Annotated in this window: 22 protein-coding genes; 18 read left to right on the plus strand and 4 right to left on the minus strand. The window is 39.2% G+C overall.

The window, feature by feature from the left end; translation table 11 throughout:
* Window positions 1–3: 3 nt before the first annotated feature.
* From PHH40_00565 to PHH40_00635, 15 genes are all read left to right on the plus strand, one after another.
* On the plus strand, window positions 4–2,184 hold the full coding sequence (locus tag PHH40_00565; GenBank protein ID MDD2766240.1) for a DUF4012 domain-containing protein: 2,181 nt from the start codon (window positions 4–6) through the stop codon (window positions 2,182–2,184).
* Window positions 2,185–2,198: 14 nt separating this feature from the next.
* The gene (gene murJ, locus PHH40_00570; protein MDD2766241.1) at window positions 2,199–3,854 is read left to right on the plus strand and encodes a murein biosynthesis integral membrane protein MurJ; all 1,656 of its coding nucleotides are present in this window, start codon (window positions 2,199–2,201) and stop codon (window positions 3,852–3,854) included.
* Window positions 3,855–3,923: 69 nt separating this feature from the next.
* Window positions 3,924–5,741 (plus strand): translation elongation factor 4, encoded by a 1,818-nt coding sequence (gene lepA / locus PHH40_00575; protein ID MDD2766242.1) that lies wholly within the window; start codon window positions 3,924–3,926, stop codon window positions 5,739–5,741.
* A 163-nt stretch (window positions 5,742–5,904) separates the two neighbouring features.
* Entirely contained in the window at window positions 5,905–6,222 is a 318-nt protein-coding gene (gene trxA / locus PHH40_00580) for a thioredoxin (GenBank protein MDD2766243.1), read from the plus strand.
* Between the two features lie 37 nt (window positions 6,223–6,259).
* Window positions 6,260–6,700: a secondary thiamine-phosphate synthase enzyme YjbQ gene (locus tag PHH40_00585; protein MDD2766244.1), complete on the plus strand. Its 441-nt coding sequence runs from the start codon at window positions 6,260–6,262 to the stop codon at window positions 6,698–6,700.
* A gap of 30 nt (window positions 6,701–6,730) precedes the next feature.
* Window positions 6,731–7,744 (plus strand): endolytic transglycosylase MltG, encoded by a 1,014-nt coding sequence (mltG, locus tag PHH40_00590; protein MDD2766245.1) that lies wholly within the window; start codon window positions 6,731–6,733, stop codon window positions 7,742–7,744.
* Between the two features lie 21 nt (window positions 7,745–7,765).
* Window positions 7,766–8,866, plus strand: a complete 1,101-nt coding sequence (locus PHH40_00595; protein ID MDD2766246.1) for a glycosyltransferase — start codon at window positions 7,766–7,768, stop codon at window positions 8,864–8,866.
* Between the two features lie 85 nt (window positions 8,867–8,951).
* Window positions 8,952–9,563 (plus strand): hypothetical protein, encoded by a 612-nt coding sequence (locus tag PHH40_00600; protein MDD2766247.1) that lies wholly within the window; start codon window positions 8,952–8,954, stop codon window positions 9,561–9,563.
* On the plus strand, window positions 9,563–10,723 hold the full coding sequence (locus PHH40_00605; GenBank protein MDD2766248.1) for a glycosyltransferase family 1 protein: 1,161 nt from the start codon (window positions 9,563–9,565) through the stop codon (window positions 10,721–10,723). The genes PHH40_00600 and PHH40_00605 overlap by 1 nt, the downstream gene beginning before the upstream one ends.
* A 203-nt stretch (window positions 10,724–10,926) precedes the next feature.
* Window positions 10,927–12,330: a hypothetical protein gene (locus tag PHH40_00610; GenBank protein ID MDD2766249.1), complete on the plus strand. Its 1,404-nt coding sequence runs from the start codon at window positions 10,927–10,929 to the stop codon at window positions 12,328–12,330.
* Window positions 12,331–12,446: 116 nt separating this feature from the next.
* On the plus strand, window positions 12,447–13,058 hold the full coding sequence (locus tag PHH40_00615; GenBank protein MDD2766250.1) for a hypothetical protein: 612 nt from the start codon (window positions 12,447–12,449) through the stop codon (window positions 13,056–13,058).
* Between the two features lie 260 nt (window positions 13,059–13,318).
* Window positions 13,319–15,037 (plus strand): non-canonical purine NTP pyrophosphatase, encoded by a 1,719-nt coding sequence (locus PHH40_00620; protein ID MDD2766251.1) that lies wholly within the window; start codon window positions 13,319–13,321, stop codon window positions 15,035–15,037.
* Between the two features lie 12 nt (window positions 15,038–15,049).
* Complete coding sequence (locus tag PHH40_00625; GenBank protein ID MDD2766252.1) at window positions 15,050–15,691, plus strand: hypothetical protein; 642 nt, start codon at window positions 15,050–15,052, stop codon at window positions 15,689–15,691.
* Between the two features lie 108 nt (window positions 15,692–15,799).
* Entirely contained in the window at window positions 15,800–16,585 is a 786-nt protein-coding gene (locus tag PHH40_00630) for a succinylglutamate desuccinylase/aspartoacylase family protein (GenBank protein ID MDD2766253.1), read from the plus strand.
* A gap of 181 nt (window positions 16,586–16,766) precedes the next feature.
* A complete protein-coding gene (locus PHH40_00635; GenBank protein ID MDD2766254.1) occupies window positions 16,767–17,891 on the plus strand; it encodes a radical SAM protein in 1,125 nt (374 codons plus the stop codon).
* A 70-nt stretch (window positions 17,892–17,961) separates the two neighbouring features.
* On the opposite strand, the gene PHH40_00640 is transcribed toward PHH40_00635, so the two are convergent.
* The 3 genes from PHH40_00640 to PHH40_00650 are packed head-to-tail and all read right to left on the minus strand — an operon-like array spanning window position 17,962 to window position 20,691.
* Window positions 17,962–18,861, minus strand: a complete 900-nt coding sequence (locus tag PHH40_00640) for an aminotransferase class I/II-fold pyridoxal phosphate-dependent enzyme (protein MDD2766255.1) — start codon at window positions 18,859–18,861, stop codon at window positions 17,962–17,964.
* Window positions 18,858–19,892, minus strand: coding sequence for a hypothetical protein (locus PHH40_00645; GenBank protein ID MDD2766256.1), 1,035 nt, complete (start codon window positions 19,890–19,892; stop codon window positions 18,858–18,860). The genes PHH40_00640 and PHH40_00645 overlap by 4 nt, the downstream gene beginning before the upstream one ends.
* On the minus strand, window positions 19,882–20,691 hold the full coding sequence (locus PHH40_00650) for an aminoglycoside phosphotransferase family protein (protein ID MDD2766257.1): 810 nt from the start codon (window positions 20,689–20,691) through the stop codon (window positions 19,882–19,884). Before PHH40_00650 ends, PHH40_00645 begins: the two co-directional genes overlap by 11 nt.
* A gap of 50 nt (window positions 20,692–20,741) precedes the next feature.
* On the opposite strand from PHH40_00650, the gene PHH40_00655 reads away from it, so the two are divergent.
* Genes PHH40_00655 through PHH40_00665 form a run of 3 tightly spaced genes read left to right on the plus strand, consistent with a single transcriptional unit; the run spans window position 20,742 to window position 23,975 of the window.
* Window positions 20,742–21,296, plus strand: a complete 555-nt coding sequence (locus PHH40_00655) for an inorganic diphosphatase (GenBank protein ID MDD2766258.1) — start codon at window positions 20,742–20,744, stop codon at window positions 21,294–21,296.
* A gap of 8 nt (window positions 21,297–21,304) precedes the next feature.
* Window positions 21,305–22,678, plus strand: a complete 1,374-nt coding sequence (locus tag PHH40_00660; protein MDD2766259.1) for an aminotransferase class III-fold pyridoxal phosphate-dependent enzyme — start codon at window positions 21,305–21,307, stop codon at window positions 22,676–22,678.
* Complete coding sequence (locus PHH40_00665) at window positions 22,650–23,975, plus strand: hypothetical protein (protein ID MDD2766260.1); 1,326 nt, start codon at window positions 22,650–22,652, stop codon at window positions 23,973–23,975. The genes PHH40_00660 and PHH40_00665 overlap by 29 nt, the downstream gene beginning before the upstream one ends.
* 5 nt (window positions 23,976–23,980) lie before the next feature.
* Here PHH40_00665 and PHH40_00670 read toward each other — a convergent pair whose 3' ends face one another.
* Complete coding sequence (locus tag PHH40_00670) at window positions 23,981–24,652, minus strand: MtnX-like HAD-IB family phosphatase (GenBank protein ID MDD2766261.1); 672 nt, start codon at window positions 24,650–24,652, stop codon at window positions 23,981–23,983.
* Between the last annotated feature and the right edge of the window lie 16 nt (window positions 24,653–24,668).

Raw genomic sequence — 24,668 nt, forward strand, 5'->3', positions numbered from 1 at the left:
GTTATGGCGTTTCTTCCTCATCGACAGTCATCACGTTTTTCTGATATCCGATCGGTCACGCCATCATCGGAGTTTATGTCGACCAAGAAATACCCGTTGTATACAAAACCACTTTCAAAACAATTCTCAAAGGAGAATATTTTGTATACTCCGATATCTTCTGCATCAATAATTGCTCGAAAGGAAAAACAAGAAGAACAAGGAAAGATATTAAGAAAGAAACGAAAAATTTTTCTTCAAATCGCTATCGTGATGGTGATTATTTTTTCGATATATGGTATTGTTCACAAAATTTCTGATACTGAACAAAAAGTATTAGCAGATGGTGAAACAGGTTTTCGATCCCTTTTATTTGCTGTTGAAAATATCAAATCTGGAGAGTTTGATAAAGCACATCAATCGTTTGAGAATGCATATCAGGCATTTTCGAGAGGAGAAAAACGTCTTTTGTGGTTTGGTGGTTCGATGCTTCGGTTGACGAGATTCGTCCCAGGACTGTCTCAGGTGGCAAGTGGTTCGTATGTGCTCGAATCAGGAAAGCATTTTTCTCTGGCTGGTATTTCGTCAGTCGCTATTATTGAAGAACTGTTTCTTTCCAAAGAGGCCTCGGCCCAAGGAGAGAAAGTATCTTGGCTTGATTTTTTCTCTCGTGTCGAGAAACCCTTGGAGGACATATTGGCAGAGCTTACTTTGGGTAACCAGTCTATCGAAAAAGTCCATCTCGATGATATCCCAGAAGAAAAGCGCGAACAATTTCTTTTGGCACGAAAGAGTCTACCGACCACTATCGGATTGATAAAAAGTGTTCATCAAAACAAAGCGATTATTCAGGAATTGCTCGGAGGCAATGGTCCTCGCAAGTATCTTTTTTTGTTGCAGAATAATCAAGAATTACGAGCCACAGGAGGATTTATCGGAACGTATGCACTCATGGATATACAGACTGGTTCCGTCAAACAATTTTTTGTGGATGGTATTTTCAATCCCGATGGACAGTTGAAAGAAAATATTGTCCCACCAAAACCCATACAAAAGATCAGTGCTGCGTGGAGTCTCCATGATAGCAATTGGTTTCCTGATTTCCCGACATCAGCAGAAAAGGCAATCTTTTTTTATGAAAAAACAGGTGGTCCAACAGTAGATGGAGTGATTACTCTGACACCGACAGTGATGCAAAAATTATTGGTTGTGACAGGCCCGATCACTCTGCCTCAATACGGAATTACTGTTGATGCAGAGAACTTCATCCCTATTATTCAGGAACAAGTAGAAACAAAATATGATAAGGAAGAAAATCAACCAAAAAAAGTATTAGCAGACCTGACGGCATTATTAGTCGAGACCGTACTTGCTTCTCAAGACAAAGAGACGCTGTATGGCATGATGAGCGCTCTTACTGAGGGTTTGAATGAGAAGCAGATACTTATCTATATGCGCCATGCGGAAACAGAAGCGTTGATAGATGAGGCTGGTTGGTCTGGTCGCATACTTTCAACTGAGAAAGATTATCTAAGTGTCGTGCATTCGAATATCAATGGATACAAGACAGACGGTGTGATAGACGAAACGATTCACCACAGCGCCGAGATACAGGAGAATGGTTCTATCATAGATACTGTTACGATCACGCGTATTCATAAGGGAGGGGATACCCCGTATGATTGGTGGAACAAAGTAAATGCTGATTATATGCGAGTGTATGTACCAGAAGGATCGACACTGTTGTCTGCCAAGGGTTCCACATGGGAATTTGGAGAGGATCCACTTGATTACAAAGCACTTGGTTTCCGTGTCGACGTTGATGTGGAACGTGAGGAAAAATCGATTACTGTCGATGAGAAAACGGGGACGAGAATATATTCCGAGGCAGGAAAAACAGTTTTTGGAGGATGGGTATATGTGAGTCCTCAAGAATCAGTAGTCGTGGAATATCGGTATCTGTTGCCTTTCACTCTCGATATGTCGAATATTCAAAACGGAGGAGTGGATTCATACACGACACTTTTTCAGAAACAATCAGGATCGATCGGAAGTAAACTTCTTCTTTCTGTGCATTTTCCGAATACGATAGAGCCTGTTTGGCAGACGGGCGGGAATTTGATACCGTATAATAGACAATGGAAATGGGAAACCAATCTCAAGACTGATGTATTCTCTGGTATGGTTTTCAATGCTAAAAAATAACTTTCTCAATATTCATGGTTAGGAAATGGTACAACAATTTCTCTTCTTGGACCCTCACTCCAAGTAAGACGGTAGGAAGCGCTGCACTGCTTATTGCGCTGGCTGGTATCGTTAGCCGTATTCTCGGATTTTTCCGTGATCGTATTTTGGCATCGCAATTTGGTGCTGGAGATGTATTGGATGCATATTATGCCGCTTTTCGTATTCCCGATTTGCTTTATAGCCTCCTTGTTCTCGGTGCTCTGAGTGCGGCATTCATCCCTGTGTTTACTGAGTTAGTTGCAGAAAAGAAACAAGAAGAAGCCTGGAGATTGACCTCAGGTGTTTTGCAATTGCTTTTTCTCGTACTTGGCAGTCTTTCGTTGTTAGGTATTATATTCGCTCCAATGCTGATACCACTCATCACCCCAGGATTTTCTCGTGAGAAGACGGATATTGTGATCCTTTTGACTCGAGTCATGCTCCTTTCACCTATTTTCCTTTCAGTGAGCGCTGTGTTTGGGAGCGTGCTTGTTTCTTTCAAACAATTTGTAGCATATTCTCTTGCTCCGATTTTTTATAATGTTGGTATTATTATCGGAGCAGTTCTTTTTGTTCCTTTTTTTGGTCCTGTTGGATTGGCATGGGGAGTCGTGATGGGTTCGATGCTTCATATGACAATACAGTATCCGTCATTGAAAAAATCAGGATTTCGTTTTGTTCTGCAACCTTTTATTTTTTGGCGAGATCCGACCGTACGAAAAGTTGTTCGGCTGATGATTCCTCGGTCACTTGGTTTGGCAGTGAGTCAGATGAGCCTTTTTACAATGACGATATTTGCTTCGACCCTTGCTTCGGGAAGTCTCGCCGTATTCACGCTTGCAAATAATATCCAGAGTGTCCCTCTCGGACTTTTTGGTATAGCATTTTCTGTCGCTGTTTTCCCATCACTTGCCTTTTTCTCTGCCAAGAAAAAAGAAAAAGATTTTTTCGTGATATTGTCACAGACATCAACACGTATTCTTTTTTTCGTAGTACCTATCTCCATGTTTATGGTTTTGTTCCGGGCTCAATTCGTACGCGTGATTCTTGGTGCAGGACAATTCGATTGGGAGGATACGATACTTACATTCGAAACATTGGAAATACTTGCCCTGAGTCTCTTCGCACAGAGTCTGATCCCTCTTTTTGCACGAGCCTTCTTTGCTCTCCAGGATACCAAAACACCGTTCTATATTGCCCTCGTGAGCGCAGGAGTACAGATAGCTCTCATACCATTTTTTCTTCCAGCATATTCTGTTCTTGCTCTTGCTCTCGCTTTTTCTTTGAGTAACGTGCTCAATGTGATTCTTTTGTATCTCTTCTTGCGCTCCAAACTCACTTTCTGGAATGATCGAGAATTCTTTCTTCCTATTATAAAAATTATTTTTGCAACACTTGGGGCTGGCATTATTGCTCAGATTTCGAAATCTGTTTTCGCTCTAACGATAGATGAACTTGATACATTTGCAAAAGTGTTTTTCCAGCTGTGTTCAGGAATTGCTATCGGAGGCGTATCTTTCCTCGTTTTCTGTCACTGGCTCGGAGTAGAGGAGCTTGGTATGGTGAAACGATTTATTTTGTGCAAGATCTTGCGTCAACCGGAAACAGCGACGGTAGCAGAAGATCACCCAGAACGAGGTGATTGGTAAAGTATCTTTTGTAGAAACAAAGAGAGCATGCGCCTTGCTTTTAGGGCGTTTTTGCTTTATTCTGAGGAAATGAATGAAATTACCCCACAAAAAAATATTCGAAACTTTTGCATTATTGCTCATATTGACCATGGAAAATCTACTCTAGCTGACCGTTTGATCGATCTGACACATACGGTGGAAAAACGGAAAATGAAAGAACAATTGCTCGATCAGATGGATCTCGAACGAGAACGTGGCATCACTATCAAGCTTCAGCCAGTCCAGATGCACTATATCTATGAGGGAGTGGAGTATATGTTGAATCTGATCGACACACCAGGACACGTAGACTTTCATTACGAAGTATCGCGCTCGCTTGCTGCAGTCGAGGGCGCTATCCTTCTCGTGGATGCTACCAAAGGAGTGCAGGCTCAGACACTTGCCAATCTCTATCTCGCTATTGAACAGGGTCTTGAAATCGTTCCTGTGATCAATAAAATTGATTTGCCGAATGCACAGGTAGAAAAAACCAAAAAAGAAATTGTTCATATTCTCGGATGCAAAGAAGAAGACATTCTCCTCGCTTCTGGGAAGACAGGGATGGGTGTACAAGCAGTACTCGAGCGAGTTATTACTCTTGTCCCTCCACCAAATGGAGATGCGGAAAAACCTCTTCGGGCACTTATTTTTGATTCTGTTTACAACACGTACAAAGGAGTCGTCGCGTATGTGAAAGTTGTTGATGGAAGTGTGAAGCGTGATGATATGCTCCATATGCTCGGAACAGAGAAAGAAGGAGTAACTGTTGAAGTAGGACTTTTTCATCCAAACCTCGTACCAACTGATATTCTTCGTGCTGGAGAGATCGGTTATATCGCTACAGGACTCAAAGAAGTGGGACACTGTCGCGTCGGAGATACAGTGACGTGGCGACTCAGAGACCGAGAAAAAGTGTTCGTGGAACGTCTCCCAGGGTACAAAGAAATCAAACCAGCCGTGTATGCGAGTTTCTATCCGCTTGATGGTGATGATTATACATTGATGCGTGACGCCTTGGATAAACTCAAGCTCAATGATGCTGCGTTCACTTTCGAACCAGAAAGCAATCAGGCTCTCGGAAGAGGGTTTCGTTGTGGATTTCTCGGACTGCTCCATCTCGAAATTATTCAGGCCAGACTTGAGAGAGAATTCGATCTCAGCCCGACGATTACAACACCGTCAGTTGTCTATGAAATTGCTTTGCATGGTGAGGAGAAACGCATTCCGTTGTATTCACCGACAAATCTTCCTGATCCATCAAGTATCGAGAAAATTTACGAACCATATGTCGCTCTTTCTATCGTGACGCCGAGTGAATATTTGGGAAATGTGATTACACTGACTTCGTCTATTCGTGCGGAATACAAAAATACAGAATACATCGATGAGGAACGGGTGCTCCTCTCTTTTGAAGCACCCCTGATGGATGTTATTGTCAACTTTCATGATGATCTGAAAAGCGCTTCCTCGGGATATGCTTCGATGAATTATGAACCAATAGAATATCGAGCAAGCGACGTTGTCAAGCTTGAGATTCTCGTTGCGAATGAACACGTGGACGCTTTTGCTCGTATGATCCCTCGTCGGGATGCATACGGAGAAGGAAAACGTGTGGTAGAGAAATTGAAAGAAGTAATTCCGAAACAGAATTTTGCTGTGGCTATCCAGGCTGCTATCGGAGGAAAAGTCATCGCTCGTGAGACGATCGCTGCGTTCCGTAAGGATGTGACAGGTGGTCTCTATGGGGGAGATTTTTCACGGAAGAAAAAGCTCCTTGAGAAGCAGAAAAAAGGGAAGAAGAAGATGCGTGATATCGGGAAAGTTTCTATTCCAGGAAGTGCTTTTCTCGCTGTGCTGAAGAAATAATAAAAAAGTTCACGCAAAGAGTTTGCCCGCTGGGGCAAATGAATGGCTACCCAGAGAGATTGCTTGTGATAAGAAATCTTCCATCTAAAGAATGGAATGATTTTTGCAAAATTGGGACGAAAACGGTATAATAAATGTGTAATATATTTTTATATAAATTCTTATGGCAATGCAATTTACAGACGCAAATTTCGAAGCAGAAGTATTGAAAAGTGATAAAATAACACTCGTCGATTTTTGGGCACCATGGTGTGGACCTTGTCAGTTGATGGGGCCAGTAATTGATGAACTCGCAGGAGAGATGACTACAGCCAAAATTGGTAAAGTAAACGTTGATGAAAACCCCAAGACAGCTGGCGCATACGGTATTATGTCTATTCCTACCATCAAGGTGTTCAAGGCAGGTCAAGTAGTGAAGGAATTCGTCGGTGTTCAGGCCAAGGACAAATTGAAAGGTGAGCTCGAAAGTCTCGCAAAATAGATTCTTTGCGTCTTCTCGTTTATAAAAACAAAAAAGTATGAAAATCCACAATGAAAAAATTTTGTTGGAAAGCAAAACTCAGATAGAGTTTATAGACATCACTGATCGAGTCCAAGAAATCATCGATCATTCTGGTATCCGTGAAGGACAGGTGCTCGTGTATGTGCCTCATACGACTATGGGTGTCTGTATCAACCATAATGAGCCGATGCTTATCCAGGACTTTATGCGGATTCTCTACAAAACGGTTCCTGTGGATGATCATTATTCTCATGACCTTTTTGAACTGCGTCGCGAGTCTGGCTCGGATGGTCGGAGCAATGGACACTCACACTGCAAATCTATTCTCTTGGGGAATAGTGAGACCGTTCCTCTCGAGAAAGGCAAACTTTCTCTTACGGAACGTCAGAATATTTTCGCTGTCGAATTTGATGGCTCTCGGAAACGCGACATCAGTATCCAGGTCATTGGATTATAATCTTTTTCTTTTGTAAGACAGTATTCTTCTATGCGTGTATTTCTTTTTATTGCTCTTACTCTCTCCCTTCTCACTCTCGGAGCTTTCTTTTTTCTTTCGTATGCGGAGGATGATTCTCATGGATCCAGACGAGACATGCAGCGTTTTGTCGTGAACGAGGGGGATAATGTACTTACTCTATCGGAACATCTCGAGGATGCTCAGATTATCACATCACGTTATATTTTGATGTGGCATCTGGCTCGTATCGGCAAGACACATGATCTCGTAGCAGGAACCTATAGTTTGAGCGGGGATCTCTCACCAACAGAAATTGCCTTCTTGATTACTGAGGGCCGAGTCATTCCTCGAGATATCAAGGTGACCTTTCCAGAAGGATGGGAAAGCAAGAAGATGGCAGAACGACTCACTGCAAATAGTCTCCCTGGTGCGGATTTTTTGGCGTTGGCACAGACGCCAAAAGCTGAATGGCGAGAGAGATTTGATTTTTTGAAAGAAATCCCAGAAGATGCTTCTCTCGAAGGTTTTCTTTTCCCTGATACATACCTCTTTGATCGAGAAGCGTCGGCTCAGACTATCATCGAAAAAATGCTGACGAATTTCGAGAAAAAATGGAATACTTCTTTCCGTACCACAGCAAGAGATGAGAATAAAAATATTTATGAAATAGTGACGCTTGCCAGTATTGTCGAAAATGAAGTGAAATCGAATGCAGATCGAGCAATGGTTGCTGACCTCTTCCTTCGTCGATTGAGTATCGGTCAAGCGCTGCAGAGCGATGCGACACTTCAATACATACTCGGATTGGACAAGGTAAAACATTCTTTCGAAGAGACCCGCACAGAGTCACCCTACAATACGTATGTGAATCCTGGTCTCCCACCGGGACCAATCGGTAATCCTGGAACATCCTCTCTACAAGCAACCCTTTTTCCCAAGAAAAATCCTTATTTTTATTTTTTGAATGATACAAAGACAGGAGAAACTATTTTCTCGGTCACATTCGAAGAACACGTGAAAAACAAAAGTCTGCACGGATTGTAAGATTGATAGGATGTTTGTAGTATGAAAATAGCTCTGGTACATGATTATTTGGTGCAATACGGGGGAGCAGAGCGAGTACTCGAGGCTTTCACTGAGCTGTTTCCGTATGCCCCGATCTATACACTCATCTATGACAAAGAAGCGATGCATGGGGTTTTCGAAAACAAACGTATCTACACGTCATTTCTCCAGCACTTTCCCTTTTCACGCAAACGACATCGTTTTTTTCCACCGCTTATGCCACTGGCTATTGAGCAGTTTGACTTGAGTAAGTATGATGTCGTATTGTCGGATTCATCGAGCTATGCCAAGGGTATCATCACTCGTCCTGAGACCCTCCATATCTGCTATATGCACACCCCGATGCGCTACGCGTGGGATGATTGTCAGAAGTATACTCAAGATTTCGGATTTCCAGCGCTGGTGAAAAAAATTGTTCCATTTTTTATGAACCCGATTCGTCTCTGGGACAAATCTTCAGCTGACCGTGTGGATCATTTTCTGACGAATTCACAATTTGTTACTAAACGTATCAAGAAATATTATAACAAAGAAGCTCTCGTTGTTCATCCGCCAGTCAATGTCAACCATTTCTTTCTTTCAGAAGAAAGACAGGATTATTTTCTTATTGTCGGTCGTCTCATTGCTTACAAGCGTCACGACATCGCTATCGAGGCCTTCAATCGGTTGAAACTCCCACTCAAAATTATCGGACGAGGACCAGAACTCGAACGTCTGAAGAAAATAGCTGGTCCGACGATCGAATTCCTTGGTCGTGTTCCCGAAGAAGAATTGCCAACATACTATGCCAAGTGTCGGGGATTTATTTTTCCTCAGGAAGAAGATTTTGGTATTGTGGCGATAGAAGCGATGGCGTCCGGTCGTCCGATCATTGCCTATCGTGCTGGAGATATCGTAGAACATCTGGAAGAGGGAAAGATGGGAGTTTTCTTTGATACACAGACGCCAGAAGCAATCATTGATGCCGTACATCGTTTCCGTGACGACGACTACGACCCGGCGTATATCAGGAGTAGAGCCCTCCCTTTTGACAAAGAGCGATTTAAGACTACAATAAAGGACTATATAGAAAAAGCTTTGAAGAATCACCTTCAAAGCTAAAAATGATACAATGAACTAATTTCGAAATTGTGACATTAGAAATTGTTTGAAAATTAGAAATTGAAAATTGGTTAATTAAATTCGTATGGAACTGAGAGAATATCTCGACATTTTCAAGAGACAAATCAAATGGTTTTGGATAACTATTCTTTTGTTTCTTTTCATAGCGGGAGCATGGCAACAAAATCAGCCAGAGACATTGGAAGCCACACTGCTCCTCAATATTGGTCGTGCCAGTGTTCAAGATACTCGAGACTACACATTCGATAGTTTTTATCGATTGCAGGCAGACGAACGTTTTGCCGATACAGTAGTGAGGTGGCTCGGTTCTTCTCGTGTCGCAGAAGATATCTATAGAGCAGTTGACAGAGAGACGAGAGATATGAGCACTCAGACACTCGAGAACGTTTTTGAAGCGAAGCGCTTGTCTTCTCAGATGATCGAAGTGACGTATGCACATCCAGACTATGAGACACTCCAAAAAATGTCTGAAGCGACAGTCACGCATCTGAACAACTACGCAGAACAATTGAACAAAGAAAGTCGTGAACAAACCCATTGGTTTACGATTGTGGGCAGCGACCCTATCATTCGTGATGTACGGATTACTCTTTCTTTTGCTCTTTCGGTCGGACTGGCTTTTGGAATATTTATCGGATTTTGGGTGGCGCTTATAAAACACTATTTCTCAAAGTGATGCGGATAGGAATCGATATACGGTGTCTGGCAGAAGGAAAACGTACGGGAGTGGAAGAATATACTATTGCTCTTCTTTCTGGACTTTTCGAACAATTTCCAGAGAATGACTACATTCTTTTTTTCAATGCATGGAAGAAGCAACTTCCTGATTTCTCGTGGGCGACTCGGTATCCCAATGTGACACTGCGAGTGTTCCATTTTCCAAATAAATTGCTCAATTTCTCACTCTGGTACTTCCGTTTTCCGAAACTCGATACACTTATTGGCGGTACGGATGTATTTTTTCTTCCGAATTTGAACTTCTCCGCTGTTTCTCGTAAGACGAAACTGGTGGTGACAGCACACGACCTGTCATTCGAACTCTTCCCAGACACTTTCTCTCTGAAACGTCGTATCTGGCATTTTTTCATCAATTTCAGAAGTCTAGTTCGGAACGCTGACGCTGTGATTGCCGTATCAGAATCGACCAAGAATGACCTCATAGATTACTACGGTGTTTCAGAAAAGAAAATAACCGTGATCCACAGTGGCATAGGAGAACAATTCTCCGTGATGAGTCGTAATGATACGAACCTTGTTCGAGTACAGGAGAAATATCATCTGCCATACAAATTCATCCTTTCTCTTTCGACATTCGAACCACGCAAGAACCTACTTGCTCTCATATCAGCCTTTGATGCATTGATGGCACTCGACCATCCTGTACTCAAGAAATATATGCTCGTGATTGCTGGTACACGTGGGTGGAAATATCGAGAGACGTTTCAAGCGATCAAAAACTCTCCATACAGAAAAAACATTCTCCTGACGGGATTTATCGCCGATGAGGACAAATCCGCGCTTTATAATCTTTCGAGTCTTTTTGTTTACCCATCATTTTATGAAGGATTCGGATTTCCACCTCTCGAAGCGATGGCGTGCGGTGTGTCTGTCATCGCTTCCCATTCGTCTTCTCTCCCAGAAATAGTCGGTTCGGCAGGGATACTCGTCGATCCGTATCGACCAGACGAGCTCTTCCAGGCGATGAAACAGGTCTTGCTCGATCCAGAACTCCTAGACACACTCCGTAAACAAAGCGAACTGCGAGCACGTGATTTCCAGTGGAGCACTTCCATCGCATCGACGGCTCATATCTTCTCTTCGATTGTTGAAAACTGAGCATTGTTTCGAAAAATGATGTTTTTTCGAGCTTCCTTGACAGCTCGTTTTTTTTTGCAAAAAATATGATACAATTACCACAGAGAGATGTCGATATCTCTTCTCGTTAGACTCTCTGACGAAAATGTAAGAAAACAAACAGTTGTGCGTCATAAGAAACAGAGAGGAATATAATCCTCATAGTAAATAATAATAAAAAGTGTATGAAGGAGAAAAACACAAAGAAGATAGGCACAGGAGCAGCATTACTCATAGCAGTAATGTCTTTTAGTTCGTTTTTTGCCGTGGCATCGTTGGTAGGGAAGAACCAATCTCCTCTGACTCCAGTCAGTCTTGCGAGTGATAATGAGGGGGAAGATGGTAATGATTCAGATGAGAACAAAGACGAGGAAGATGATGACAAGGATGAGGTGAAGTCTGCTTCTGAAAAAGCTAAGAAAGAGAAAGAAAAATCTCGAGAAGATTTGAAGAAGCGTTCTGAACGTGCAAAAGAGTCCAATAAGCAAACCACAGAACAAGATTCTGATGATGAAGAAGATAATAATGATGAAAACGAAGGAGATGAAAACGACGAGAACGACGACAATGATGGAGATGTAGATGACGATATGGATGAAGAAGATGATGATTCTTATGGTCAGGCACGAGGAGGGGATTTCGAGGGCATGTACAAAGACAGCGCGAAAACCCTTTCAAAATTGCAGGAAAATATAGCAGAAGCTGAGAAACATATTCTCGAAAAACAAGCAGAAGGAGTCGATGTGACTACTGCTCTTGCTGAGCTGAGTCTTGCCAAGGCCAAATTGGCTGGAGTAAGTACAGCATTTACTGCAAGCAATTTCGAGATGGCCAAGAAATTGTCCAAAGAAATCAAAAAAGAATCACTTTTCAGCGAGAAAGATCTCGAGTTCAAGAAAGATATGACTGAGTCGATAGCAGAAGTGATGAAGAAATTTACGAAAGTAGAGAAGAAAATTGCCTCGCTCGTCGCTCTTGGTGGCGATTCGACGACGTTCAACACACAATTGGCGTCACTCCGAGCTGATTTTGATGTCTTACAAACTTCATCACTCGTGACACGAACTGATGCGAGAGCTTTCGAGAAAAAAGCTGAACGATTGAAGAATCTCGTCGAGCAATCAATTTTTGCTCTCGGTGGCACAGAAGAAGATGATGATCTCTATGCCGATCATGAAGAAGATGCGGATGATCTCGATGAAGATTTGAATGATGTGGCTGAGATCGAAGACGGTGATGACAATGGTGTTGCGAAGAAGGTTCGTGCTATTGCAGCAGAACACCGCTCATCAGTAGCTGATATCGCCAAAAGTTTGAGTGATATTCAGAATCAGAGCGGATTTACAAAAACAGTTTTTGGTCCTGATGCTACCGCCTTGAATGGTCTCACAGCACAGACGACTGCTATGACGGCTCGTGCTGATGCATTGACGACTGCCTCTACACAGGTGACCGATCCTGATGTGAAACAGATTCTCACAGATCGTGCATCAGCACTGCGTAGTGAGGCTTCCAAGCTTCAGGCGTATCTCACTGCTACGACAAACCAGTTCAGTATCTTCGGAAAATTCCTCTCTCTCTTTCGCTAGCGAAGAGAAGGAAAGAAAACAATCCCTTATCCTTGATGAGGGATTTTTTCTTTTGTGATTTCTGTGATATTCTAATGGTGTAGCAAATTTTGTAAAATAAATCGACACGTATCACTATGGATAAGAAATCAAAAATATTTTTTGCCGTATTTTTTCTACTCATTGTTCTCTCTGTTGGAGCGACCTACTATCGGTATGTCGTGGCGCATGACTATATGATTCAGGCAGAGTTAGACTGTGATCCCTATACTGAATCTTGTTTCGTCTATGTTTGTGATCCGGAAGCTGATGAAGAATGTACCGGAGATCCGATAGAAGATACTTCGTATTACAAACTTATCGATCGCAATGCCAAGAATATTCCTCTTTGTGATCCTGCCGATGAAAATTGTACTGCTCTCGTGTGTGAAGAAGGGGAGGTAGACTGCTCATACACACTCTGTGATCCAGAGACAGCCGAAGAGGGTGAAGTGTGTAATGATCCAGTTGTGTATACAGCCGAGAATCCGATAGAAGAAGAAACAGATGAAGCAGTGGATGAAGAAGGAGCTACTACTCTGACTGAGGACGAAGAAAGTATCCCTGCTACCGAAGGCGAAGAAACAGCAAATGAAACAGTCGAAGGAGAAGAAACAACAGAAACTCCTGCAAATGCTAATGAAACAGAACCTGTATCTACCGAAGCATCCATCACTCCTGCAGTTTCTGGGACGGTTATCGTGCCCTAGTATATTTGATTCATATCGCTATCGGTATTTAGCTATGACATAGCAGAAGAGGGTTTTTTCGGACACGTTTCGAAGTCTTTTTTTATTTTGCAGATCTTACAAATATAGTAGCCAAGAAGCTCACACAATCTTTGAAAGTACAGGTGAAAACCGGTATAATGGACGGGTATATCACCGATGCGCATGTGTACAAAAACACCTATGACGATGCATTCGATATCCTGAGTACGTATCTTAATCAAACAGCTACAGCTTAATATATGAAGCTTTATTGTATTTCAGGGAATAAAAAGAAACTTGATCATTATCAAGAATTGCAAAAGATATTTTCTTCACGTCTTTTTGACATTGTTCCCAAAGAGATAACTACTTCCGAAATACAGTCAGTAAAAGGAGAAGAGGTTGTCCGGGAGAAAATGAATCAAATACGTAAACAAACATCGATGCCTTTTATTGTTGATGATGTTTCTTTGCTTGTTGGATCGAATGCTTACCCAGGAGCACTAATAAAGCATCTACTAGAAAATAATAATACCGAAACGATACCACAATTCTTGCCAGACAAAACACCTGTTGTAGTGGTTTGTTATCTCGGATATTTTGATGGTTTTGACTCTTTCATATTTAAGGGTGAGTTACGAGGAGAAACTCACTTTGATTCTTTGGATGTCCGTGCCCCGATTCAGTTGGATACTCTCATCTTTGCTCATGGTGTCCCTCTTGGTGTTGTTGATTCTACCGAAAATCATCGAGGGAAAGCCTTTCAGGAATTAGTGAAACACATTGAATCAGTCAGAGAAGAGCGTGAACGACATAATGTACAGGTAGCTGAACGTTGGAGCAAACGAGCAAACGAGTGGCAATCAGTACGTGAGGATGTTGCGTCCTATGTGAATCATGAGAATGGCTATGATCGTTTCGATACTGAAGTAAACCGTATTTTGCCTTTTATATTTGGTACGGCTATTGATGTTGGTTGCGGTGATGGAGCTGTCACGAGGCTTATTTCCTCGAATGCGAACATAAAGAACATCATTGGAATGGACATCAGTTCAGAAATGATCCAAACAGCTACAAAGAACACAACAGACAGTCGAATTCGGTATGAAGTTAGTTCATTTTTGAATACTAATAAAAGAAAGTATCATCTTATCACCTCGAGAGGTGTCGTGTTGTCGCATATGCATAAGACAGATGTTCTTCCGACGCTTATAGCGTTTGCAGAGTCTCTTGAGACAGATGGTTTCCTCGTCTTTGATTATATTAGTAATATAGATAACAATGATGATGCAGGGAGAATGCAGAAAAATCAGTTGAGTAAAGAGTGGATCCTTGCCGTTTTGACAGAGCTTGGGCTCGTAAATATTTCGTATAACGGATCCGAGACTCATAGAGTGAGTATACTCGTATTTCATAAACCAATTCCACAATCAGTATATTTTGCCACTGGCAATGCTACCAAGGTTCTCGAACTGAAAAATAAATGTAAGAATCATATCATTCATTTGGCAAATGTTGATGTTACAGAAATCAAGAGTGATGACATTGTGGAGATTGCAAAAGATAAGGCAATGAAGAGTTACACTGTATTACATCACCCTGTCATTGTGACCGATGGAGGTATATTTATTCATGCGTTGAATGAATTCCCTGGTCCAAATTCTAAACAGGCAGCGATGCTTCTCGGGCCAAAAAAGATACTCGCCTTGATGGAGAATGAAATTGATAGAACTGCTATCAGGCGAAATTGTATGGTTTTTTTTGACGGACATAACTATAAAATTTGTATTGCAGAAGTACCTCTTCTTATAAGTCATGATATTACGACGAGTAAATATGATGCCTATCCATTGGATTCTATACTGATACCAATACATACTGACAATCTTAAAAAACAAACCTATAAGCAAATGACTGTTACGGAACGCTTGATGTTTACCGAATTACCATTTTTTGAAGAATTCCTTGCTACACTTTGACAATTGACTCTTTTGAGAATAGTAAATGGTGGTGCAATAATGCAACATCATGCCTATTCTGAAAAGGAGAGAGCGATGAAAAAGATAACTATCTGTGTTTTTGGTGTCAATGGTGTTGGCAAGTCAGTTCTTTTGGAAGCTGTGCAGGATATACATCCTGATGCTATTGTTGTGCGTGGAAGTACTCTCCTCAAAGAGGCTTTGAGCGTAGCTTCTTATGAAGCTCTGGAATCGATGTCTTCATGCGTGAAGAAGAAGGCAATAATCGATAGTATCATAGCGCTGACTGAGGATACGAAAAGTCCTATCACAATAGTGGACACACATTTGGTTGTGCCTATCCGTAAATCTCATGAATTGACTGTCGAAGATATGTGGGATGATGGATTGCTTGGATGCTTTCAAGGCTTCATTTACATTCAGGCACATCCATCGATGGTTTCTGAACGACGTCAGATCAACGGAGATCGCGTATTACGTGCTCTCAATTCCAGTTCAGAGGTCTGCTCTGAGGATCTTCGGTTGAATGCTTGTCGTTGGGATGAGATTTGCCCGAAGATGCAGAACAAGAAAGTGATAGTGAATGACCAGTCAGTGTTTATTGGAGCGATGAAGATATCTCACTTCATCAGAGAATTGCAGGTATCTTTTTGACTTCACGAGATGTTGTGCGAGAGATGGGCGTTCCGAATAATATTTGGAGCCCCATTTTTTTATGTAAAGCTATTTTTTATGATAAAATAGGGTATAATCAAATAAAATATGTTAAATCTTTTGAAAAAAATACTCATTGTAGGAAGTACTCACGGTCACGAAAGGATCGGTTTAAAGGTGATCGATGAATTGAAAAAACTGAATGTAGGGAGCGATGTGCTTCAGTTTGAAGTTGGCAATCCAAGGGCTTCAGAAAAAAACATTCCTTTTACTGAGAATGATTTGAATCGTGTTTTTCCAGGGAAAGAACATGGTACCTATGAAGAAATGCGAGCGTATGAATTGTCTCCGAAAATCAAAGAATCGGACTTGGTGATAGATATCCATTCGACAAATACTACAGATCTGAGTGATAGATCCGTGCTTATAGTGACTAGCTATAACCAGGCGACGAAAGATATTATAGACGTAATCAAGCCACCCAAGGTTCTCTATATGAAGTATAAAGGAGACAACGCATTAATCTCTCAAGCAAAAGTTGGTATAGCTTTCGAATATGGTAAAGATTCGAGTACTGAAGTACTCAATGCTATTTTGTATGATATCGCAGAAGTATTGATGTATTACGGTCTTGTGGAAAAAAATCCCTATAAAACGATCAAACCTATAACTGAAACTGAAATATTTGAAGTGTATGATGTATTCAAGAAAGATTTCGTCGGTCCTCACAAATTTTATCCAAATATAAAAAATTTCGTAAATGTAGCGAAAGGTGAGACAATCTGTAGTACAGAGAGTGATGAGCAGATACTCGCAGAAGAAGATTTTATACCAATATTATTTGGCGAGAACAGATATACGGATATACTCGGGTTCAAGGCGAAGAAGATTTAATAATACACACTATTTTTTGCAAAAAATGGGGATTTGGGGTAGAACATGAGTGCAAGAAGTGCCTTTTTTTTGAAGAAGAGAGTTTTTAGATTTTTGACAGTTTTATACTTCTGATGTATTGTTTTATTTTAGTCGAATGAATCAATAATTCATTTTTTAAACTTTATTTTTTAAAAAATACATGAACACAATAGATACATCTGATAATATTAAGGGAAACAGTGAAGTTAATGTGAGTAAATTTGGAGTAGCTCCACAATTGGATGGTTACTATTTTTCACCAGAAAGAGCAAGAGAAGCGAGAGATCAGGGGCGACTATTGTCTATAAGGATTGAGCCAAGTTTTCGGTGTAATTTACGTTGTGAGTATTGTTATAATAAAAATTATCAATCTTTACCTGATGAAATTAGTTATTCTGAATTGGAAGACATTATTTATCAAGCAAAAGAACTCGGCGCTGAATCTATTGTGAATATCGGAGGAGGGGAACCGACCATTTACCCTCGATTTAAGGATTTGACGATATTTATTAATTCGCTAGGTATGGTCCCTGTTATTTTCACGAACGCTCAAACAATGACAAAGGATCTCGCAAAGTTTTTATTTGATAATAACGTTTCGGTAATTATTAAATTTGATTCATTAACGGAAAGTATACAAGATTCTTTATCAGGAGTGAAGGGTGCTCACAGAAATATTATGCAAGGGCTGGATAATTTATTGAAGGCCGGTTATGCTCACACAAAAAGTGACCAAAAGCTTAAATTAGGAGCCTCGTTCGTTATAAGCAAGAAGAATGCACATGAAGTTGTTGGCTTGTGGAAATTTTGTAGAGAGCGGAAAATATTTCCAAACTTGGAGATGATGACTCCTAATGAAACAGGAACGAATGCTGAGAAAAATCTTTTAAGCAGACAAGAATGGAAAGAAATTAAAATGCAACTTCTGGAAATTGACCGGAACGACTACGGTTTTGATTGGTTACCATTTACTCCCTTAGTTGGAAGTGGTTGTTTCCAGTTAATGTATAGTTTTTATATTACTGCAAGAGGATTTGTTCGCCCATGCGCTGCGATTGAAGTAGAATACGCAAATATAAAAGATTATTCTTTAAAAAATATAATGAAACTTCCTTTTTATCAGATGGCAAGAAATATTGACAAACATTTACAGGGGAAGTGTGGTGGATGTAAACATATATTAAATTGTCTGGGGTGTAGAGGAATGGCGTTCTCAATAGGAGTAAATAATGGTAAAAATCCGACGACTGCTCTTTGTGGGGAGGATCCTTCCTGTTTTAAGTAGTGGATTTCAAATTCAACCTATACGAGTTATTGGTCTATAGATGAGATGTATATATCAAAAGATCTATCTACTAAAGAAAAGTTACTCTTTCAATACAAAGACGAAAACATTTTTTCTTATGGAGGATGAACTCTTTCATGTCTTTTTTTAGGAATGTAATTGCTGGGATTGTTTCTGGATTTCGGTCGAAAATGGTTACGAAGTTAGTGTGTGAATGTGCATACAGGATATCGTTTTTGTCGCAGACAGTGTAAAACATTTTCTTTTTCTTTTCTATTTGAGCGCGCTTCTTTTTTGTTTCTGTAATATTTGTCACTTTTAGCGTGTTTAAAAGAGTGAAAATAGATGTTGTCGCGATAGGATATTGAGGTAATGCCTCTCGTAGTATTTGTATTGTTTTTTTATTACTAATAATATAGCCAATTCGTTCAGTTTCTAAAGAGAAGAACTTTGAAAATGTACGAAGGATAATGGTATTTTTTTTATGGAGAGCTTGTTGAATCAAGGATATTGGGACATAATCCCCGTATGATTCATCGATAATACAAAGGTTGCTCTTATTAACTATATGGATTAACTCATTCGAATTGAGATATAATCCGAGCTTATTGTCTGGATTGGTGATGTAGAGTATGTCGGTAGGATTAGACAGACCAGGCAGGAGAAACTTTCTAACGCCCGAACATACGTCCCAGAAAGTTTTCTGTTCTGTTGCAATTCTTGCATTTTCAGTAATTAGCTGTGTAGCGTAGTGATAATTCAAATCAAGGTATGTAACATTTTTGTCTTTAAGGATTGTTCTTACAAGTGTATGTATAGCAGCATCAGCGCCATTCGTAAAAAGGATACATTCGTAAGGAATATCTTTTATACTAAAATATCGTGCCAGAGCACCTCTGATATATTGTGATACGGCATTATCCGAGTTAATGTCGACAAGCTCATTGCTGTTGAGAGATGGTAGATTCATATTGATTTATTCTGTATCATTGTATCAATCTTAATAAGATCACTAATAATTTTTTCTGCCGATTTTGATCGACTAAAATTTGATCCAAATTGTCTTATTTCTATTCCTGGTATTTGATTATTTATCACTCTTGGGCGCATATTGAATGCACTCCATTTCTTGTAAGCAGTATCAATATCTTTCGTTTTAGCAGTTTTCAAGAGTCTTTTTGTAAACGTGGTAAAGTAGTTAATTGCATTCAATGAATTATTAGGAATTGAAAAATTGGCGCCAATTTTTGAAGTATGTACAGAGAGAAACTTCTTTAGGAAGATATTTCGGATATTTTTCTTAAAATGCACCATCTTTCCGTTTCGAAAAAGTTTTTTGTTACCGCGGTCATATTTTTCGTATCTCGAGATGAGTGTTTGTGTTAGACGGAGTATTTTTATATAATCTTTGAATGAAAACTGGTTTGAATATGTTGGATGAAATGTGATATGAAATGAGTTGATATGATTGTAGGTCCCAATTACTTTTTCAGATATTCTATTGAAAGACCAGGTAATATCTTTATATTGTTTGATATATTTTTTATATTTTGGTAATACAATATTTCTCCCGTCTTTTTGATCTGATAAAATTGTAAGATCAGAGCATAAGTATTGGTTTGAAAATGAACTTCCTTCATCAGAGAGAGCAATCCTATAGTATCTTGCCAGTTTAGGATAGGTTTTCTTTACAAATTTTTGTAGTTTGTTCTCAACAAATAAGTGGAGCTGGTTGATTTTTTTTAGGCCATCAAATACTTCATTAATGTGGTAAGGTTTTGATATAATCTCAATAAGACACTGGCTATATTCCTCGACAATAATATGATTATGCGGGAGCTTGGTATTCATAAGAAAAAGAAGGAATTCCTGTGCGAGATTTAAATTATACACTCGATCATCTTTCTTTGAATGAGCTTGTAAGAGAAATTCTTTCTCAAAGCCAAATTCAATTGGTAGATTAAGCTTCGTTGTAGCCATTTTCAATTCATTAATGTCCATATTTTTTTCTATATCTTATAAGTCTGCCTTCAGCTTGTTTTATTAAATTTGTATTATTTCTTATATGAGTAACTCGCCAGATCCAAAAGTCGATACCGGCAAATATAATCCAATCTTTCGCTTCTTTTCCCAGTGTAAGTGATGTTTGCCCGATTTTATTATATTCATGTATGAAGTGTTTGAGTCCAGTTAAAGTTTGAAGAGGTATTAGTCCAGACCAATAGAGTTTTGCGATATCAAAATAAGGAGAAGAATATGTTGCTTCATCGAAGTCAATCAGAAAGATTTCCCCTGAAACTTTGCGTAAATTGGAGAGGGTTATATCGCCATGCGTTAAAGAAGATGTACTTTTTGATTTTGTATAGCGACTGATACGTTTGATAAGTTGATGAATATCTATATCTATTATTTTTTTGATATCTGTGGCGTGTTGTTGTAAATGTCGAAATCTCTTTTCAATGAGTCTTCGAGGAGTCTGTTTTTTGATTTTGTGTAAACGAGAGAGCGTTTGAGCCAAAGATGTTACATCGTTTTTTGTGAAAGATCGGAGTCCTGTTCCTACAGATGTCATAATGATGTAGGGCCTTCCTTCTGTCGATCCATTTTTGATAAATTTTGGCATGTAATCAAATCCAGAATTGAAAGCAGAAATTTCAGATTTATAGTAGGATTTTTCGGAATAAATTTTAAGGATAAGGCCATGTTTTTTGTCTTGATAGACATCGTTAGCGAAGCCACCTTTACGCACGGTGAAGCCCTCCGGTATGTGAGATATATTTGTTAGGTTATTTGCTTTCATTGGTTTTTTATTATAGTATATACGTATTATTATATAATAAATACAGAATTATGAATACGTCACTTTTTCATAGAATTCAGCAAGAAAAGGCTCCTGAGATCTTATTCCTCTTGGTTGAGATCAGTCAGGGTGATTACAATAAATATGAGTATAACCATGATATTGGTGTCCTTGAAGTTGATCGTGTGCTCTATGGACCAATGTTTTACCCAATTAATTACTGCGATGTTCCAGGAACTTGGAACGATGGGGATAAAGACCCTCTTGATGCCCTTCTCTTTAGCAGCAAACCGATTGTTCCGGGCGCTATGGTTACAGGAAGAGTTATTGGTGCAATGGAGATGATCGATAATGGCGAAATTGATCATAAGATTGTTTGTGTAAATGCAAAAGATCCTCGCTTTGATCACGTGAAGAAGATTGAAGATCTGACACCGTATCAACGCAAAGATGTCGTAACCTTTTTTGAGCTTTACAAAATTCCTCAGACAGGTAAAGATACCACGACAGTTGGAAAGTTTATGGATTTTGATGAGGCTGCTGTATTTATTCAGAAATGTATAGATGCATATAAAGAGAAATTCGGAAACATACAAGGTAATTAGAATTCTTTATGAACAGCGCTGACTTGCTTGATTTAGAGAAGAAGTATTGTTCTTACGGAGACACTGTTCATTACGCTGAAAATCCGAAGATTTTTTCACGATGTGAAGGATCATATCTTTTTGATGAAAAAGATATGAGATATTTTGATTTGCAAATGTGGTATTCCGCCGTTAACCTTGGTTATGCAAACAAGAATATAAACACCGCGGTGAAAAAACAGATTGATACTTTACCCCAAATTGCATCACAATATCTTCATCAGGGAAAAATTGAACTCGCCGCACGCTTGTGTACGGAAACAGAAAAGCGATTTGGTGTGAAAGGACGGGTCCATTTTAACGTTGGTGGTGCGCAAGCTATTGAAGATGCTCTGAAACTTGTTCGAATGCGAACAAAAGCAAATGGAGTATTTGCTTTTATGGGAGGATATCATGGGAGAACAATTGCAGCCTCCGCAATTACTTCTAGCTATCGATATCGAAGTCGTTTCGGTCACTTTGGTGATCGTGCATTTTTCGTTGAATTTCCTTACGCTTTTCGTTGTCCAGAAAAAGGTGTAGACATAACTGATTATTATATCAGCAAGTTCAAACGATTGTTTGAGACAGAATATCATGGCATTTATGATAGCAGAGATGGCGCGTGTGAATATCGTGCATTTTTTGCTGAACCGATCCAGGGGACAGGTGGTTATATCATTCCTCCGAAAAATTTCTTTAAAGAATTAAAAAAAGTACTCGACCAATACGGCATTCTTCTTGTTGTTGATGAAATTCAGATGGGGTTTTATCGTACTGGAAAACTTTGGAGCATTGAACATTTTGACGTTGTTCCAGATATTATTGTTTTTGGTAAGGCACTTACAAATGGGTTAAATCCGCTCTCTGGGATTTGGGCAAAGGAAGGACTTATTGAACCAAGTGTATTTCCACCGGGTTCTACTCATTCAACTTTCGCTTCTAATCCTCTTGGTACTACAGCAGGATTAGCTACTCTTGAAGCTTTTGATAATTGGACTGATCGAGAGCGTGATATTGAAGGAAAGGGTAAATATTTTTTGAATAAGTTAAAACAACTGAAAGAGAAATTCCCACAGATTATTGGGGATGTAGATGGATTAGGACTTGCTCTTAGAATTGAGTTATGTGGAGATGATGGTCAGGTTCCGAGTAAAAAACGTGCTGATTTTATATTCAATGAGGGATTAAGGGGAGATCTTATATATGACGGAAAACCAATTGGGCTTATTCTTGATATTGGTGGTTATTATAAGAATATAATAACTCTTGCACCGAACTTACTTATAACAGAAGACGAAATTGATATGGTGTCAGAGTTGCTTTCTCAATTGTTTGATAGAGTTAAAAAGAATGGGATATAAGTTAGTAGATTTTGAATCTTTCAATTCTTTAGCAAAGCAATCACGTATTTTGCCAAAGCGATTATGTTTGCCAGGGCAAAATGTTTCTTGGCGCATTGGAAAAGAATCATACCAATTACCTTTTTCTAATAAAATAAGAGAAAGACTTGCCTTACTTGGGATGCTCTGTAAGAAATATCATGATGCTGTTGAGGATCTTTTTTTTCATGATACAGAATTTAGGAAAAAAGTGAATATGTATCGAGAAAAATCATTTCTCGATAATTTTAATCGAGCTAAGGATTTATCATCTGGGAATATTTTTTATCGACCAGACTTGGTTATAACAGAAGATTCACAATTTAAAATTGCTGAAATAGATGCTCTTCCTGGGGAGTTGGGTGTCCATAGTTTTTTATTGAATGCTTATGGGAGTTCTGTAAATAAGATTGTTCAATCTTTTGAAGATGTATTGAAAAAATTTCAACTTTCACAGAGTATAGATTTTGTTATTGATTCTATAATTTCTGAAGATGAATATGTCGCTGAGTATACGTACCTTGCGAGCTGTTTGTCCAGATCAGATATTACAATGCGTATATATAATATTAACGAATATTCTGGTCCAGAAAGAGAAGGCGTCTTGGTTTATAGATTTTTTGATATGGTACGAAATAATCAGGTACAGATACACACTATTCTTGATCGAATTAAAGAAACTAAATCATATTTGTATCCACCAATAAAACATTATCTCGAGGAGAAGTTTTCATTAAGCTGTGTACACGATAAGAATGTAGAAACAATATTTTTGCGACATTTTACAAATGAAGAGCTGTCTCTTTTTAGAGATCTTCTGCCAAAAGTTCATTATCTCGATAAACAGAGTCGATTAATTTTTCCGCCGATTCAATATAATGGTAGTTCTGTAGTAAATTTTTCAGATCTGGCTTTGTTGGCGCCAAATATACCATATGTTCTTAAAACGAGTGCTTTCTCAGATCAATTTTCTACATCGAAAGGGGCTATTCTCTTAGAAGGGTTGTCAAAAGAACAGATAAATAGTTTACTCGAAGAACATATAAACAAGTTTGATGAACACTTTATATTGCAAGAAAAGATTACGCCACTCATTGTTGGCGTACAAGTGGTTGATTCGAATGGCATAAACCAAGAAGTGAGGGGATTTTCGCGACTAACTCCTTTCTATTTTGTGCAAAAGAGAAAAATTGCACTTGTATCTTCTCATATAGTAATTCGAGAGAAGAATTTTGATGTTCATTTTGCTTCAGATTCTGTTGTTATACCGGCGTATTAAGAATTTCAAGATTTTTGAATGATTTGAAGTATTTCGTGGAAGTTTCTGAAAAGACAGGATTTTTTTTTCCTGTCGCGTAATAGTGTGAAAAGTTTCTCTTTTGCAAAAACGGTTGAACAGTGGCGAGCTCCTTCAATATCAGAAATTCCGTCGCCTATATAGATTGTATCGTTAGGATGAATAGGGATTGTTTTGATAATATGCTTGATAATTTGTGGTTTGCAATTTGCACAGACATTATTATGAATACAAGGATATAAATCAGAAGAATCAGATAGTGGTATAAATTTTATCATTTTTTCGGACATAAATTTTATATCATTTGCGTAGATAGAAGTGAAATATATCTTGTGAATTGTGAGGAATTGTTCGATGAGTGTATTTATTCCATCGCTTATAATAAAGAGAGGGATGCCCTTGTCTTTACAAAATTGCGAGAATTCGATAAAACCATTTTCTAGATGCAATTTACCCGCAAGATCAAAAATATCCGTAGCGTTCATTCTAATATTAGAGAATTGTTTTATAAGGCATTCTCTACTACCGATAGTGCCAGATGACCACTGCAGTTCAATATTTTTCCAGGTGTTGTCCACGCTGAACTGATTCAGTATTAAGTCTGTACTGTCTTCTTTTGCTATTGTCCCGTCAAAATCACAGAATATAGAATGTAACATATACTTGTATTATATC

The sequence above is a fragment of the Candidatus Moraniibacteriota bacterium genome, from assembly GCA_028688415.1.
Lineage (GTDB): Bacteria > Patescibacteriota > Minisyncoccia > Moranbacterales > UBA1568 > UBA1568.